The sequence below is a fragment of the Streptomonospora halophila genome, assembly GCF_039542725.1.
Taxonomy (GTDB): Bacteria; Actinomycetota; Actinomycetes; order Streptosporangiales; family Streptosporangiaceae; genus Streptomonospora; species Streptomonospora halophila.
On sequence record NZ_BAABIK010000002.1, the window covers coordinates 1 to 14,591 of the forward strand.

Below are 14,591 nucleotides of genomic sequence, written 5' to 3' on the forward strand. Positions count from 1 at the left end.
GGCGCCCTTCGCCATGCCCGCAGCCGGTTCGGGAAACTCCCATCAACGATCTAGCGCGCCTCCGGCGGGTCGGGCGCCCATGCGCCGGCGGCGTCGAGGACGACCGTGCAGCGGTGGACGACCGCGCCCGCGTCGTCGCGCGCGGCCCGGCCCTACCGTTGCCGTGTCCGTTCGCGCCGAGAGGCGGCGGTGCCGCGGTGCGCGCATGCCGGGGCGCGCGACGCCGTTCCGGTACGCCGGTTCCCCGGCCCTCATCGCCGCCCGCACGGCCGCCACGTGGAACACGCCGCCCGCCGCGGCCGCGCTCGCCGCCGCGGCCCCGGTGGACGGGGTGCCGTCGGCGTCGCCGTGTCCGCCCTCCTGCCGGCGCCGATCGACGAACGCTCGGCAGCGTGGACGCCCGGGCACCATCCCGACGACCGGCGGGAGCAGCAGCGCTTGGGACCGGCCGCATCGCACACGCGTCGCGCTCACCGTCGCGGCCTTCATGCGCGTCGCGGCCGCGGCGACGATGCCCTGGCCCGGGCCTGCCCGGCGAAGCAGGCGTGCGGGCCCGCCGGCGCCGCAGGCGGCGAGGACGCCGCGGCCGCGATCCGGCGGCGGTGCGGCCGCCCCGTCGCGGACGAAGGGCCTGCGCGGGCGGACTCAGGGCCGGTTCGTCCGCCCGCGCAGGGCTCGGGGGTCCGCTCAGGCCAGGTAGCGGACGTGCCGGCGGGCCAGGGTGGCCAGCACGGCGTCGGGGTCGGCGGCCCACACGTCGGCGTTGAAGATCTCCACCTCGATGTCGCCGGTGTAGCCCGCGGCGTCCACGGCCCGGTGCAGGGCCGGGATATCGGCGTGCCCGTCGCCCACCATGCCCCGGCCCAGCAGCGGGTCGGCGGGCAGCGGCAGCACCCAGTCGCAGACCTGGAAGCTCGCGATGCGCTCCGCGGCCCGGGCGATGTCCTGGTAGACGCGGGGGTCCCACCACACGTGGTAGGTGTCCACCACGACCCCGACCTCGCCCACGGGGAAGCGCTCGGCGATGTCGAGCGCCTGGCCCAGGGTCGACAGCACCGCCCGGTCGGCGCAGAACATCGGGTGCAGCGCCTCCAGCGCCAGGCAGACGCCGCGCTCGGCGGCATAGGGCGCGAGCTCGGCGATCGCGTCGGCCATGCGCTCGCGGGCACCGACGAGGTCGCGGTCGCCCTCGGGCAGGCCGCCGACCACCATCACCAGGCAGGGCGCGCCCAGCTCGGCGGCCTCGTCGATCGCGCGGCGGTTGTCCTCCATCGCCGCGGCGCGGTCGTGGCCGGTGAGGAACCCGCCGCGGCAGTAGGAGGACACGCGCAGCCCCGCCTCGCGCACGAGGCGGGCCGAGGCGGCGATGCCGGTCGCCGCGGCGGGCTCGCGCCAGAGCCCGATGGCGCCGATGCCGGCGCGCAGGCAGGCCTCGACGGCCTCGGGCAGGCTGCACCGGTCGACGGTCCGCTGGTTGAGCGAGAGCCGGGCCAGCCGCGGGTCGCCGGGTTCCGGAGCGGCCCCCGCGGGCGCTCCGGAGGGGACGTCGAACGCGGTCGGCGGTGCGTGGCCGCTGTGTGCTCCGGTCGCCATCACCGCACCCCCGAGATCTCCAGCAGGGACCGCATCCGGGCGGCGGCCAGGTCGGGGTCGGTGAGGACCCCGGCGGCGTCGGCCAGGCGCAGCGCCTTCGACAGGTGCACCAGGTCGCGGGCGCTGTGCAGGCCGCCGACCATCGTGAATCCGGGCTGGTGGCCGTTGAGCCAGCTCAGGAACGCGATCCCGGTCTTGTAGTAGAACGTGGGCGCCGCGAAGATGTGGCGGGCCAGCGGGACGGTGGGCTCCAGGGCCGCCCGGAAACCGTCGGTGTCGGCGTCGTCGAGCGCGCGCAGCGCCGCCGCCGCGGCCGGTGCGATGGCCGCGAAGATGCCCAGCAGGGCGTGGGAGTGGCCCTCGGCGCCGCCCTCGATCAGCTCGGGGTAGTTGAAGTCGTCGCCGGTGTAGAGCCGCACGCCCGCGGGCAGGCGCCCGCGCAGCCGCACCTCCAGGTCGGCGTCCAGCAGCGACACCTTGATGCCGTCGACGCGCGCAGCGTGGTCGGCGATGATGCCGGCCACCGTGTCGATCGCCTCGGCCGGGTCGCCGTGCCCCCAGTAGCCGGCCAGGGCGGGGTCGAAGGCGGTGCCCAGCCAGTGCAGGATCACGGGTCCGCGCACCTGCTCCAGCAGCCGGCCGTAGACCTTGGCGTAGTCGTCCGGCCCGCGGGCGCAGGCCGCGAGGTGGCGGCTGGCCATCAGCACGGGGGTGGCGCCGGCGCCCTCGACGGTCTCCAGCTGCTCGGTGTAGGCGGCCTCGACCTCCTCCAGGGTGGTGCTCGCGCCGGGTTCGAGGTGGTCGGTGCCCGCGCCGCAGCACAGCAGGGCGCCGCGGCCGGCCGCCTCGGCGGCGCTGCGCCGGATCAGCTCGGCGGTGGCGGGCCAGTCCAGGCCCATGCCGCGCTGCGCGGTGTCCATGGCGTCGGCGACGCCCAGGCCCAGGTCCCACAGGCGGTGCCGGAAGCCGAGGGTGGCGTCCCAGTCCAGGCGGGCGGGCGCGCCGATGGCGTTTCCCGCCACGGGGTCGGCGACGACGTGGGCCGCGGCGTAGGCGGTCCGCGAGCGGGGCGGTGCGGCGCCGGCGGGTGCGGGGGCGGAGCCGCGGGGCGTGAAGTCGTGCAGCCGGCCGTCGGCACCCGGCAGCCGCAGGGGCGGGCCGGTCACGGCAGCTCCACCTCCTCCAGCTCGACCCGGTTGCCCGAGGCGGCGGAGCGCAGCCCCGCCTCGGCCAGCTGCAGCCCGCGCGCCCCCGAGAGCAGGTCGAAGGGGAAGCGGGTGCCGGCGCACACGTGGGAGATGAACTGCTCCCACTGGGTGCGGAAGCCGTTGTCGAACTCGGCGTTGTCGGGGACGCGCTCCCACTGGTCGCGGTAGCCGCCCTGGTCGACGGGGGCGTCGGGGTCCCAGACGGCGCGGGGCGTGGCGACGCGGTGCTGGATGCGGCAGTCGCGCAGCCCCGCGACGGCGCTGCCCTCGGTGCCGTCGACCTGGAACTCCACCAGCTCGTCGCGGTCGACCCGCACGCACCAGGAGGAGTTGATCTGGGCGGTGATACCGCCCTCCAGCTCGAAGACGGCGTAGGCGGCGTCCTCGGCGGTGGCGGCGTAGGGACTGCCGTCCTCGGCCCAGCGGCGGGCGATGTGGGTGGCCGTGGTGGCGGTGACCGCGCGGACCGGGGCGAAGAGCTGCTCCAGGATGTAGTGCCAGTGCGGGAACATGTCCAGCACGATCCCGCCGCCGTCCTCGGCGCGGTAGTTCCAGCTGGGCCGCTGGGGCTCCTGCCAGCCGCCCTCGAAGACCCAGTATCCGAACTCGCCGCGGATGGACAGCACGCGCCCGAAGAAGCCGCTGTCGAGCAGCCGGCGCAGCTTGAGCAGGCCGGGCAGGAACAGCTTGTCCTGCACGACGCCGTTGCGCACGCCGGCGTCGCGGGCGAGCTTGGCCAGCTCCAGCGCGGCACTGAGGGTGGAAGCCGTGGGTTTCTCGGTGTAGATGTGCTTGCCCGCCGAGATCGCCGAGCGCAGCGCCTCCTCGCGCGCGCTGGTGATCTGGGCGTCGAAGTAGACCTCGATCCCGGGGTCGGAGAGCACGGAGTCGAGGTCGGTGCTCCACCGCTCGATGCCGTGCTCCTCGGCGATGCGCCGGAGCTTGTCCGCGGACCTGCCCACGAGGACGGGCTCGGGCACGACCCGCGAGCCGTCGGGCAGCTCGACCCCGCCGGCCTTCCTGATCGCCAGCACCGACCGCGTCAAATGCTGCCGGTAGCCCATGCGGCCGGTGACGCCGTTCATGGCGACGGCCAGCACCCGATCTTGCATGCGTCGTCCTATCACTCGGTTCAGAAAGCGCTTTCCAAGGTACTTTAACCTGCTTTCCTACGCCAGAGCAGCGTTCACGCCCTTTCCCGGCCGCTCTCCGTCGGCCGCGGCACCGGCGCGGCCGGGGATGCGCCGATCCTGCCCCGATAATCGGGCTTTTGACCTGCCGAATCCTACGGGAAGGCGCTTACCGGCGGTTGGCGCGGGGCGCCCGCGAATCCGTGCCGGTCGCGGGCTCCCCGCCGCTCAGCGCACCGGGGACCGGCAGAGGTCGGTCTCGATGTGCGTGCACAGCCAGGCGTGCTGGGCGTAGGCCACGCGCAGGGCGAACACACGGCACCGGTCGCCGCAGTCGACCACCGCGCTGATCTCGACGGCGTCGGGCGCGGGTGCACTCAGCACGGCCCTGCGCACGCGGGGGCTATGCCTGCGCGCGCAGGCATAGCCCCCGGCGCGGCGCTGCAGCAGCTCGTAGGCGCGCCGCCCGAGCAGCGGCCGCACCTGGCCGACCGGGCGCTCGCCCGCCAGCACCTCGGCCAGGATCTGGGCGAAGCGCGAGAGCTGCCGCGGGCTGCGGCGGTACGGATAGGTCAGGGCACCCGGCCGTGCCGGGCCGCGGTGGGAGCGCGGCCGCGCGCGGGCGCGCGTGCCGCGGCGGGCCGGAACCCGGGGGCCGGCGGCCGGGCCGGTGGCGGGACGGGTCGGGGTGTGCGTGGACGAGGGGGCCGAGAAGCGGGTCGGGGAGGGGGCGGTGTCGAGCTGCTGAACTGCCAAGGACGAGTCCCTTCCGAGGCGAGTGCGGCTGTCCGCGGGCGGGTCGGCCCGCGGCGCTGGAGCGGACGTCGCCGTCCGCCTCTTCCTCAGAGCGCGCCGCCCGGTTCCGATGCCACCTGGAATGCCGGGTTTCTGCGCCCGGCGCGCACGGCACCGGAATCGGCCACCCGCCTCCCGGTGATCCCTCCGGCGTGCCCCGGCACCCCGGATACGGGCATACTGCTCCATGTGACTCACCGGTACCTCGACACGCCCGTCCCCATCGCGCTCGCCCACCGCGGCGGCTGGCGCAAGGACGAGTCGGGCGCGGTCGACGCCACCCTGGAGAACACCGCCGTCGCCTTCCAGTACGCCGTCGACCTGGGCTACCGGTACCTGGAGACCGACGTGCACGCCACGGCCGACGGCGTGCTGCTGGCCTTCCACGACCCCACCCTGGACCGCGCGACCGACCGCGCCGGGCGCATCGCCGACCTGGACTACGCCGAGGTGTCGCGGGCGCGCGTCGCCGGGCGCGAGCCCATTCCGCTGCTGGAGGACCTGCTCGGATCCTGGCCGCACGTGCGCCTGAACATCGACGTCAAGGGCGACGAGGCGGTCGAGCCCCTGGCGCGGGCGCTGCGCCGGACCGGCGCCTGGGACCGGGTGTGCGTGGGGTCCTTCGACCAGCGGCGGCTGGACCGCGCCCGCAGGCGGTTCGACCGGCCGGTCGCCACCTCGTGCGGTCCGGCGGACGTGGCGCGGCTGCGGGCGGCGTCGCTGTCACCGCTGCTGCGGCCGCTGGCTCCGCGCGCCCCCGCCTGCGCGCAGATCCCGCTGAGCCACGGGCCCGTACCGCTGGTCAGCCGCGACGTGATCGCCACCGCCCACCGGCTCGGCATGCAGGTGCACGTGTGGACGATCAACGACACCGCCCTGATGCGGCGGCTGCTGGACGCCGGTGTCGACGGGATCGTCACCGACAACACCGAGGGCCTGCGGCGCGTGCTGATGGAGCGCGGGGCCTGGCACGATCCGCCGGGCGGCCCGGTCGGCGACCGGTAGCCGCCGCAACTCCTCCCCTGTCGAAGAGGACCCTCCATGGCCACCACTCCCCCGGCCCCGCCGCCGTCCGGCGCGCCCGCGGCCGACCCCGCCGAGCTCCGCCGCGAACGCCGCGCCTGGTACTTCTACGACTGGGCGAACTCGGTCTTCTTCACCTCGGTGATCTCGGTCTTCTTCGGCCCCTACCTGACCGCGCTGGCCCAGGAGGCCGCGGGCCCCGGCGGCCGGATCGGCGTGCTGGGCCTGGCGATCGACCCCACGGCGCTCTATCCCTACGCCACGTCGGCCTCGGTGCTGCTGCAGCTGGTGGCGCTGCCGGCGATCGGCGCGATCGCCGACTACACCGGCCGCAAGCGCGAGCTGATGGGCCTGCTGGCCTACATCGGCGCCTTCGCCACCATGGGGCTGTACTTCGTCGACGGCTCCGCCTACATGCTGGGCGCCGGGCTGTTCGTGCTGGCCAACCTCACCCTCGGCGCCTCGGTCGTGGTCTACAACTCGTTCCTGCCCGACCTGGCCGAGCCCGACGAGCGCGACACCGTCTCCTCGCGCGGCTGGGCGATGGGCTACCTCGGCGGCGCGCTGCTGCTGAGCCTGCACCTGGTGCTCTACCTGTTCCACGGCGCCCTCGGCCTGGAGCAGGGCCACGCGGTGCGGATCGCCATGGCCTCGGCGGGCGTGTGGTGGGCGGTGTTCACGATCATCCCGCTGACCCGGCTGCGCAACCGCCACCGCGGCACCGTATTGACGGGCACGCGGCCCGCCGAGCCGGGCCGGGCGAGCGGCGTGCGGGCGGTCGCGAGCAGCTTCGGTCAGCTCTGGTACACCGTGCGCAGCCTGCGCGCCTACCCCAGGACGCTGGTCTTCCTGGTGGCCTACATCCTGTTCAACGACGGCATCCAGACCGTGATCGCCTTCTCGGCGACCTTCGCCGACCAGGCCCTGGGCCTGGGCCAGGACGTGCAGATCGGCGCCATTCTGATGGTGCAGTTCGTGGCCTTCGGCGGCGCGCTGGTGGTGGGCGCGATCGGGCGCCGGCTGGGCACCAAGCGCACGATCCTGGGCAGCCTGGTGGTGTGGACGGGCGTGGTGGCCGTGGCGCCGCTGCTGAGCGAGGGATCGGCGCTGCAGTTCTTCGCCCTGGCGTTCTTCATCGCCATCGTGCTGGGCGGCACCCAGGCGCTCTCGCGGTCGCTGTTCTCGCACCTGATCCCGCGCGGCAAGGAGGCCGAGTACTACGGGCTCTACGAGATCAGCGACAAGGGCTCGGCGTTCCTGGGGTCGCTCGCGCTGGGGATCGCGCTGGACGCCACGGGAGGCGACTACCGGCTGGCGATCCTGTCGCTGGTGGTGTTCTTCGTCCTCGGTTTCGTGGTGCTGGCCTTCCTCGGGGTCTCGCGGGGGATCCGCGAGGCGGGCAACACCGTGCCCGAACGCATCTGAGGCCCGTTCGCCCGGGCCCGGGCGGGCGGGGTGACGGTGCCCCCGCCCGCCCGGTGCGCACGGCCGCGGACGGCCGCGCGGCGGCCTAGCGGAACCCGCGCTCGATCTTCGCGCGGCGCTCGCCCGCGTTGTCCAGCTCGGGGACCCGGTCGGCCATGGCGGCGGCCTCGTCGCCCACGCCGGCCCATCGCTTCAGCGCCTCCGTGGCCTTCGCGCGGTCCGCGTCGGTCAGCGCGGCGATGTCGGCGCCGTGGTTGGCGCCGGGAGCGACGAAGCGCATGGTGTCGCGCCTGGCGCTGCCGGCCCGGAAGTGCTCGGCCCCCCAGGGGTCGTACTCGCCGTCGACGAAGAGCATCCGCTCGGAGCGGTGGCTCACCCAGTGGTCTACGTCGGGCATGGCCCAGTGGTCGAAGCGCGGCACGTCCATCTCGTCGGGCAGGTAGCTGCGCGCCTGGAACAGTCCGGGGTAGCGCAGCAGGCCGTCGAGGTGGCCCGTGGGCACGCTGGGCGTACCCAGCTGGGTTGCGGCCTGGAAGTAGTAGGGGATGTAGGGCATGGTGCCCTGGTCGGTGTAGAACGAGAACCCGGCGACCTCGTCGAGGAAGGCCGCGATCTCGTCGGTGGAGGCGTCGGGCGCGGGGATGTCGGCGCAGGCCTCGGGGTGGGGCTGGTACTGCCAGAACGCCCAGGCGGTGTCCAGCACCAGGATCTCGAACGCGCGGTCGGCGCTGCCGAGCGTGCGGTCGAAGGTCCAGTCGTTCTTCTGCGCCAGGGCCGTGTAGTGGTCGACGAGCTCGCCGCGCCGCTCCAGGGCCTCGTGCTGGAGGTCCTCCAGGTCGTCCTGGCACTGCGGGTCGTCGCCCACGGTGCGGAAGAACCTCCGGTAGGCGTGGTCCTCGCGGTCGATGACGTCGTTGGGTGCGACGTAGGCCACCGTGCCGTCGATGTCGTCGGGGTAGAAGCGGCGGTGGTAGACCGAGGTCATGCCGCCCTTGGAGGCGCCGGTGGAGATCCACTCCTGCCGGTAGACGTCGTTGAGCGCCTCCACCAGGCGGTGGTGGTCGGCGGCGGCCTGGCGGATGTCCAGGTCGTCCCAGTCGGCCGGGTCGGGCCGGGAGGGCTCGAAGAACCGCTGCTCGGTGGAGATCTGGTTGGCGTCGAGGATGCGCGCGGGTTCGCTGCGGAAGGCGCCGACGCTGACGTTGTACCCGCTGGTGTGCAGCACGGTCGGCCGGTCGAACCCGCGGTGCAGCAGGGTCAGCCGCTGCTCGAAGGTCTGGCCGTCGGCGTCGCCGTGGTCGGCGGGCTGCTCGTAGCCCAGGACGAAGTAGCGGAAGCCCGGCTCAGTCTCGGTCTCCTCGATGATGCGCAGGCCCGGCACGGCGTCGAGCCGGTCGGCGATGTCGGTGGGTGCGGGGTCGGCGCTCGCCGGCGCCGCGGTGAACAGCAGAGCGGTCGCGGTCAGCAGCGCTCCGGCGGCGGCGCGCCAGGACACCGCCGAATGTGGTGTGCGGGGGATCACCCGTTCAACCTCCTCGATGGGTCTCCGCCCCGGCGGGGGTGAGCGCGGGGCGGGTCGGATGCCGACTGACCGATCATTGGGTGTGCCGCGGGCGCAGTCAAGGCGCTACACCGCGTCGATCGGGCGCGGTGCGCCGGAGTGAGACCGTCGCCGCAGGTGGGTAGGCTGCTGCGGCCGCCGAAGACGAGCCGGCCGGAATCGGTGACGGCGAGCGCGGCGGCGCGCGAGAAGGAGGGTCCGCGACGCATACGGCGCCGCCGGGTGCGGCGGCGGGCGAGGGGAGGCACGATTGCTTTTCGGCAGGGAGCACGTCGAGCGCTACCGCGCGACCGGCGGCGAAGAGGGCCACGAGTGGCAGGGCACCACCACGCTCATCCTGACGACGACCGGGCGCACGTCCGGTCTCCAGCGCAGCACGCCGCTGATCTACCGCACCGACGGCGGGGCCTACGTGGTGGTCGCCTCCAACGGCGGCGCGCCCGACCACCCGCAGTGGTACAAGAACCTGCAGGCCTTTCCGGAGGTGGAGGTGCAGGTCAAAGCCGACCGCTTCCGTGCCCGGGCCCGCACCGCCGCCCCCGCCGAGAAGGCGCGGCTGTGGCCGCGGATGGCCGAGGAGTGGCCGCAGTACGACGAGTACAAGGAGCGCACCGACCGCGACATCCCGGTCGTCCTGCTGGAACCGGTCGGCTGAGTCCGGCGCTCGCGTCTGCCGGCCGGTCAGGGGCGGTTCCAGCGCTCCAGCAGCGCGGCCCAGCCGTCGGAGACGGGCGCCGGAGCCGCCGCGAGGCGGTCGCGGTCCCGCAGCGCATCCCGGGTTGCCGCGGTAGTCCAGCAGCACCCACGCGCCGGCGCCGGGACCATCCCCCAGCGTGCGCGCAGCTTTCGGCCCAGGCCGGGATCGCCGGCGCGGGCGGCTTAGGAGGCGCAGCGGCACGGGGCGGGCGGCGGATTCGGAGGGTCGCCGCGGTGCGTCGGAGCGGCTTCGGTGAGGGCCGTAGGCGGCATCTCCTCGGGCACGGGGAATCCGAGGGTCGGGGCGGATTGTTTCCGCCGTGAGTCGGCGGTGCGGCGTCCGTGCTGCCGCGGCACCCGCCGCGCGGGGTGAAGCGCGCGCGGTAAAGATTGTGTCAAGAAGACGTCGGCGGACCTGGAGCGCGATCCCGCCGTGTGCGGGACGTTGCGCGGCTGTGTCCTGCGCCTACTACCGTGCGGCGCGGCCCGGTCATCGCCGACCGGCCATTGTCGCACGGTTGGATGACCGATGTGCGGGGAATCTTGACACGGACCGACGTGTTAAACCCATGTATACCGCAAGAGCGCCTGGAGGCACGCAACCGATGGCCGAGCGAGCACTTCGCGGCACACGACTCGGGGCGACGAGCTACGAGAACGACCGCAACACCGACCTGGCACCGCGCCAAGAGGTCACCTACGACTGCCCTCGGGGTCATCGCTTCTCCATTACCTTCGCGACCGAGGCCGAGGTTCCCACGAACTGGGAGTGCCGCTTCTGCGGCGACACCGCCCTGATGGTCGACGGCCGGGAGCCGCAGGAGAAGAAGGCCAAGCCCGCGCGCACCCACTGGGACATGCTCCTGGAGCGCCGGAGCATGGAGGACCTCGAGGAGGTCCTCAACGAGCGGCTGGAACTGCTCCGGGCGCGGCGCCGGGAAGAGCAGGAGCACATGCAGGCGATGGCCGAGGAGCGGCGCAGCGCCTGAGCACGCGCGAGGGGCGGAGGCGGGAGGGCCGACCGCCCCTTCGCATGCGCAGGGCTCCCCGCCCCGGGAGCACTCAGACGTGCTGGGCCTCCTCGGCGCTCTGCTCGCCGAAGGGGTCGCGGGTGCGGCCCACGAGGTCGGCCACCGAGTCCAGCACCTTCGTCGGCCGGTAGGGGAACAGCTCGGCCGTCTGGCGGCCGGAGATCCCCGACAGCACCAGCAGCGTCTGCAGACCCGCCTCCAGGCCGGAGCGCACGTCGGTGTCCATCCGGTCGCCGATCATCACGGTGCTCTCCGAGTGGGCGCCGAGCGCGCGCAGCGCCGAACGCATCATCAGCGGATTGGGCTTGCCCACGTAGTAGGGGGCGCGCCCGGTCGCGCGCTCGATGAGCGCGGCGACCGCGCCGGTGGCCGGCAGCGACCCCTCGCGGCTGGGGCCCTTCTCGTCGGGGTTGGTGGCGATGAACCGCGCGCCGCTCTCGACCAGCCGGATGGCGCGGGTGATCGCCTCGAAGCTGTAGGTGCGGGTCTCGCCCAGCACCACGTAATCGGGATCGCGGTCGGTGAGCACGTAGCCGATGCCGTGCAGCGCGGTGGTCAGGCCCGACTCCCCCACCACGTAGGCCGATCCGCCCGGCCGCTGCTCCTTGAGGAAGCGCGCGGTGGCCAGCGCGGAGGTCCAGATCGACTCCTCGGGGATGTCCAGTCCGCTGCGCTTGAGCCGGGCGCGCAGGTCGCGTGGCGTGTAGATGGAGTTGTTCGTCAGGACCATGAAGCCGATGCCGTTCTCCCGCAGCTCGGAGACGAACACGTCGGCCCCGGGGATGAGGTGCTCCTCGCGCACCAGCACCCCGTCCATGTCCATGAGGTAGTTCCACGGCTTGTCGTTCACGCCCGCCACACTATCGCCACGCCCCGGCTGCGGCCGTCCCGTACGGCGCCGCGCGGGAGGGGCAGCCGGCGCCGGACTCAGGCGCTCGTTCCGTCGAGCAGGTGGCGGTAGGCCCCTTCGAGGTAGGCGCGCTCGTGCTCGTCGTCGCACGCCCGGGAGTCGGCGGCCCACGGGACCGGGCACGGCCCCGGGTGGAGGGGCTCGGGGCAGAGCAGTCCGCAGAGGGCCTCGTGGACCGCGTCGGGGGCCTCGGTGACCACGCCGAACCGGACCTGGGCGGTGGTGCGCCCGCGCGGGTCGCGGCCGGGATGCTCGATGGCCCACTGCTGCGGCAGCTCGTCGTAGAGGACCGCCACGGTGAGCGCGGCGTCGTCGCCGCCCGAGGGCGAGGCCGGGTCGGCCTCCCGGGCGACCGAGACGGTCCAGCGCCGCGCCGCCGCGCCCGCGGGGCCGGCCAGCAGCGCGCGGGCCCGGTGGACGAAGTCGCGGACGCCCTCGGGGGTGGCGAACACGCCGACCCTCAGTTCGTACAGCGCCGGCGGCCCTCCCGTCCCGACCGCTCGACTCACTCGTCCTCGACGATCCGGCCCGGGACGATCCGTCCGCCCCCGGGCGCGCGCTCGCCCGACTGCCCGGGCTGGGGCGGGATACGGCCGCCCTGGGCGACGAACTGGGCCTCGGCGGCGTCGCGCATGCGCTTGATGCGGCGCTCGGCCCAGCCGGTGAACGCCCAGCGCAGCGCCGGCCGGGTGAAGGGCAGCGCCATCACGGCACCCAGCACGGCCGTGACGAATCCGGGGGTGAGCAGCAGGATGCCGCCGACCATCAGCATCAGCGTGTCCAGCAGCCCGCCCTCCGGGCGCTTGCCGGTGCGCATCGCCTGATCGGCCTCGCGGAAGGTCTTGGTTCCGGCGCTGCGCAGCACGAGGACCCCGGCGGCGCTCAGCGCGAACAGCAGCGCGATGGTCCAGGCGACGCCGATCTGCTGGCCGACCAGGATCATCAGCCAGATCTCCAGGAAGGGCAGCGCCATCAGCGCGATGACGATCAGCAGCGGCATGGGTACCATCCTCGGCTCGGCAGGGCTCCCTCATCCGTCAACGCCCCGCGGCCCCTCATCGTTCCCTGCGGGGCCGCGGTGATGCGCCTCGGGGACGGGCGGCTCTGCTAGCCGGCGGAGGCTTCGCCGTCCGGGGCGCGTTTCGCGCGGCGGGCGGCGACACCGGCGGCGGCCAGGGCGCCGGCCGCCAGCGCGCACAGGGCCGCCTCGGGCAGCGCACCCAGGCGGGTCGCCGGGGTCAGCCCCGACATGGCCTGCATTTCGGCCACGTGCACCGCGGGCTGCGCCTCGGGCGAGCGGTAGGTCACCTCTCCCCCGGCGGTGACCACGGCGCTGATCCCGCTCGTGGCGGCGACGACGGCCGGGCGCCCGTGCTCGACGGCGCGCAGGCGGGTGATCGCCAACTGCTGCTCGGACTGGCCGGTGAAGTTGTAGTTGGCGTTGTTGGTGGGGACCGCGATGATCTGGCCTCCCTCGGCCACCGATTCGCGCACCGGCCGGTCGAAGGCGACGTCGAAGCAGATCGCGGTCGCCAGCGTCGTGCCGCCCAGGGTCAGGTCTCCCGGTTCCGTGCCGGGCACGGCGTCGCTGGTGACGTGGTTCAGGCGGTCGACGAACCGGGTGAAGACCTCGCGGTAGGGGATGTACTCGCCGAAGGGCACCAGGTAGCGCTTGGTGTAGTGGTCGACCGGCCCCTCCTGGGGGTCCCAGACCACGCTGCGCACCTCGCGTTCGCTGCCGCCCGAGCGGTACCGCGTGATACCGAACAGCAGCGGAGCTCCGATGTCGCGGGCGGCGTCGCCGATCATCTCGGCGGCGGCCGGGTCGGCGTAGGCGTCGATGTCGCTGGCGTTCTCCGGCAGCACGACCAGGTCGGGCCGGGGCTCCTCGCCGGCCTGAACCCGGTCGGCCAGGCGGTGCACCGCATCGACGTGGTTGCGCAGGACCTGCGCGCGCTCGCCCAGGACGCTCATCCGGCCGACCCCCGGAACGTTGCCCTGCACCACGGCGACGGTGGCGGTGTGGTCGACGGCGGGCGCGGTGAGCGCGGGCAGGGCCGAGCCGGCGGCGGTGATCGCGACGGCGCCGGCCGCCAGCCCCGCGGTCGCGGCCAGCGGGGCCCTCGGCCGGCGCGCCAGGCGCAGTGCGGCCGCCAGCAGCAGGGCGCCCACGAGCGCCACGGCGAAGGTCGTCAGCGGCGAGGAGCCCAGCGCGGCGTAGCCGGAGAAGGGCGTGTCGGGCTGGGCGAAGGCGAGCTTGCCCCAGGGGAACCCGCCCAGCGGGAACCGGGCGCGCACGGCCTCCTGCAGCACCCACAGGGCGGCGGTCCACACGGGCCACCCCGGAAGCCGGGCGACCCAGGCGATGCCGACCGCCATCGGCGCGAAGTAGACGGCCTCGGCGGCGGCGATGATCAGCCAGACGTCCACCCCGAAGACATCCTGCCAGCGGATCAGGGGCACCATCAGCGCGGCGCCGGCGACCAGGCCCAGCCACGCGGCCCGGCGGGCGCGGGCGCCCATGACGGCCAGGGTGAGCAGGGCGGCGCCGAGGGGCCCGAGCCACCACAGCCCGTAGGGCGGCAGGGCGAGGAGTTGACACAGCCCCGCCGCCGCGGCCGCGAGGGCGCGCGGGGCGGGACCGGTCAGCGAGCTTCGAGGGGACCGCCGAACCGCCGCGGTGGCGGCGTGTGCGTTGTCGCCCGTGTGCTGGGCGTCCTCGGTAACCACGCCTGGCTCGCTTTCACCTGTGAATGGGGGGACGCGGAAAAGGCCCGAAACCACCCTTCGGACCGGATCCGTCTCGTCGGCGGCGAGCGCGGAGACCGTTGTCTACTGGATGTTCGGGCCTTCTCCGGGTCCAACCCCCCGCCCGGTCGCGGAACCCCGGTCCTTATCAGGCCGCCGACCGCACCTGGTGCGTGGTGCGACGTCCGGCAAGACAACGACCGGACCGCTCGACCGGTCCGTCCAGTGCTGGACTGGTCAGTAGATTACCCAGACTCGGGGCCGTGCGCCGCAACGCTTCGCCGACGTGTCGGGAGAGGTGTCCCGCCCGCTCACGCACGCGGAGGATGCGAAACGACCGGATCCGGGCAACCGCCGCCAGGCTAACGCACCCGGTGGCCGCACGCCAGTCCGCCCGGTCGGTGCGAGGACCGCCGAACAGACCCTCGATCAACGCTGTGTACTGGGACGATGCGCGGAACGCCGCATGTG

13 protein-coding genes are annotated in these 14,591 nt (G+C 74.1%); 4 read left to right on the forward strand and 9 right to left on the reverse strand.

Annotated elements, in window-relative coordinates; genetic code table 11:
• Positions 1-687 precede the first annotated feature (687 nt).
• The 4 genes from ABEA15_RS02010 to ABEA15_RS02025 all read right to left on the reverse strand — a co-directional run bounded on the left by ABEA15_RS02010 (position 688) and on the right by ABEA15_RS02025 (position 4,687).
• Positions 688-1,593, reverse strand: coding sequence for a sugar phosphate isomerase/epimerase family protein (locus tag ABEA15_RS02010; protein WP_345555214.1), 906 nt, complete (start codon positions 1,591-1,593; stop codon positions 688-690).
• The gene (locus tag ABEA15_RS02015) at positions 1,593-2,759 is read right to left on the reverse strand and encodes a dihydrodipicolinate synthase family protein (protein ID WP_345555215.1); all 1,167 of its coding nucleotides are present in this window, start codon (positions 2,757-2,759) and stop codon (positions 1,593-1,595) included. Before ABEA15_RS02015 ends, ABEA15_RS02010 begins: the two co-directional genes overlap by 1 nt.
• Positions 2,756-3,913 (reverse strand): Gfo/Idh/MocA family protein, encoded by a 1,158-nt coding sequence (locus ABEA15_RS02020; RefSeq protein WP_344148512.1) that lies wholly within the window; start codon positions 3,911-3,913, stop codon positions 2,756-2,758. The genes ABEA15_RS02015 and ABEA15_RS02020 overlap by 4 nt, the downstream gene beginning before the upstream one ends.
• 246 nt (positions 3,914-4,159) lie before the next feature.
• A complete protein-coding gene (locus ABEA15_RS02025) occupies positions 4,160-4,687 on the reverse strand; it encodes an Rv3235 family protein (protein ID WP_345555216.1) in 528 nt (175 codons plus the stop codon).
• Positions 4,688-4,915: 228 nt separating this feature from the next.
• Between ABEA15_RS02025 and ABEA15_RS02030 the strand changes: the two genes are divergently transcribed.
• On the forward strand, positions 4,916-5,731 hold the full coding sequence (locus ABEA15_RS02030; RefSeq protein ID WP_345555217.1) for a glycerophosphodiester phosphodiesterase family protein: 816 nt from the start codon (positions 4,916-4,918) through the stop codon (positions 5,729-5,731).
• 36 nt (positions 5,732-5,767) lie between these two features.
• The gene (locus ABEA15_RS02035; RefSeq protein ID WP_345555218.1) at positions 5,768-7,174 is read left to right on the forward strand and encodes an MFS transporter; all 1,407 of its coding nucleotides are present in this window, start codon (positions 5,768-5,770) and stop codon (positions 7,172-7,174) included.
• An 85-nt stretch (positions 7,175-7,259) separates the two neighbouring features.
• On the opposite strand, the gene ABEA15_RS02040 is transcribed toward ABEA15_RS02035, so the two are convergent.
• The gene (locus ABEA15_RS02040) at positions 7,260-8,696 is read right to left on the reverse strand and encodes a S28 family serine protease (RefSeq protein WP_345555219.1); all 1,437 of its coding nucleotides are present in this window, start codon (positions 8,694-8,696) and stop codon (positions 7,260-7,262) included.
• A 289-nt stretch (positions 8,697-8,985) separates the two neighbouring features.
• Here ABEA15_RS02040 and ABEA15_RS02045 point away from each other — a divergent pair, with 289 nt between their 5' ends.
• On the forward strand, positions 8,986-9,390 hold the full coding sequence (locus ABEA15_RS02045) for a nitroreductase family deazaflavin-dependent oxidoreductase (protein WP_345555220.1): 405 nt from the start codon (positions 8,986-8,988) through the stop codon (positions 9,388-9,390).
• A gap of 646 nt (positions 9,391-10,036) precedes the next feature.
• Positions 10,037-10,420, forward strand: a complete 384-nt coding sequence (locus tag ABEA15_RS02050; RefSeq protein WP_344148494.1) for an RNA polymerase-binding protein RbpA — start codon at positions 10,037-10,039, stop codon at positions 10,418-10,420.
• 73 nt (positions 10,421-10,493) lie between these two features.
• Here ABEA15_RS02050 and ABEA15_RS02055 read toward each other — a convergent pair whose 3' ends face one another.
• From ABEA15_RS02055 to lnt, 4 genes are all read right to left on the reverse strand, one after another.
• On the reverse strand, positions 10,494-11,285 hold the full coding sequence (locus ABEA15_RS02055; protein ID WP_344148596.1) for an HAD-IIA family hydrolase: 792 nt from the start codon (positions 11,283-11,285) through the stop codon (positions 10,494-10,496).
• A gap of 104 nt (positions 11,286-11,389) precedes the next feature.
• Positions 11,390-11,881 (reverse strand): hypothetical protein, encoded by a 492-nt coding sequence (locus tag ABEA15_RS02060; RefSeq protein WP_345555221.1) that lies wholly within the window; start codon positions 11,879-11,881, stop codon positions 11,390-11,392.
• Positions 11,878-12,372, reverse strand: a complete 495-nt coding sequence (locus tag ABEA15_RS02065) for an FxsA family protein (RefSeq protein ID WP_344148488.1) — start codon at positions 12,370-12,372, stop codon at positions 11,878-11,880. The genes ABEA15_RS02060 and ABEA15_RS02065 overlap by 4 nt, the downstream gene beginning before the upstream one ends.
• Before the next feature lie 107 nt (positions 12,373-12,479).
• Positions 12,480-14,102: an apolipoprotein N-acyltransferase gene (gene lnt / locus ABEA15_RS02070; RefSeq protein ID WP_386699703.1), complete on the reverse strand. Its 1,623-nt coding sequence runs from the start codon at positions 14,100-14,102 to the stop codon at positions 12,480-12,482.
• Between the last annotated feature and the right edge of the window lie 489 nt (positions 14,103-14,591).

What these genes read in the sequence shown, in the direction of transcription:
- ABEA15_RS02010 (WP_345555214.1), bottom strand. Translation starts at nt 1,593, where the DNA reads ATGGCGACCGGAGCACACAGCGGCCACGCACCGCCGACCGCGTTCGAC.
- ABEA15_RS02020 (WP_344148512.1), bottom strand. Translation starts at nt 3,913, where the DNA reads ATGCAAGATCGGGTGCTGGCCGTCGCCATGAACGGCGTCACCGGCCGC.
- ABEA15_RS02035 (WP_345555218.1), top strand. Translation starts at nt 5,768, where the DNA reads ATGGCCACCACTCCCCCGGCCCCGCCGCCGTCCGGCGCGCCCGCGGCC.
- ABEA15_RS02050 (WP_344148494.1), top strand. Translation starts at nt 10,037, where the DNA reads ATGGCCGAGCGAGCACTTCGCGGCACACGACTCGGGGCGACGAGCTAC.
- ABEA15_RS02055 (WP_344148596.1), bottom strand. Translation starts at nt 11,285, where the DNA reads ATGGACATGGACGGGGTGCTGGTGCGCGAGGAGCACCTCATCCCCGGG.
- ABEA15_RS02065 (WP_344148488.1), bottom strand. Translation starts at nt 12,372, where the DNA reads ATGCCGCTGCTGATCGTCATCGCGCTGATGGCGCTGCCCTTCCTGGAG.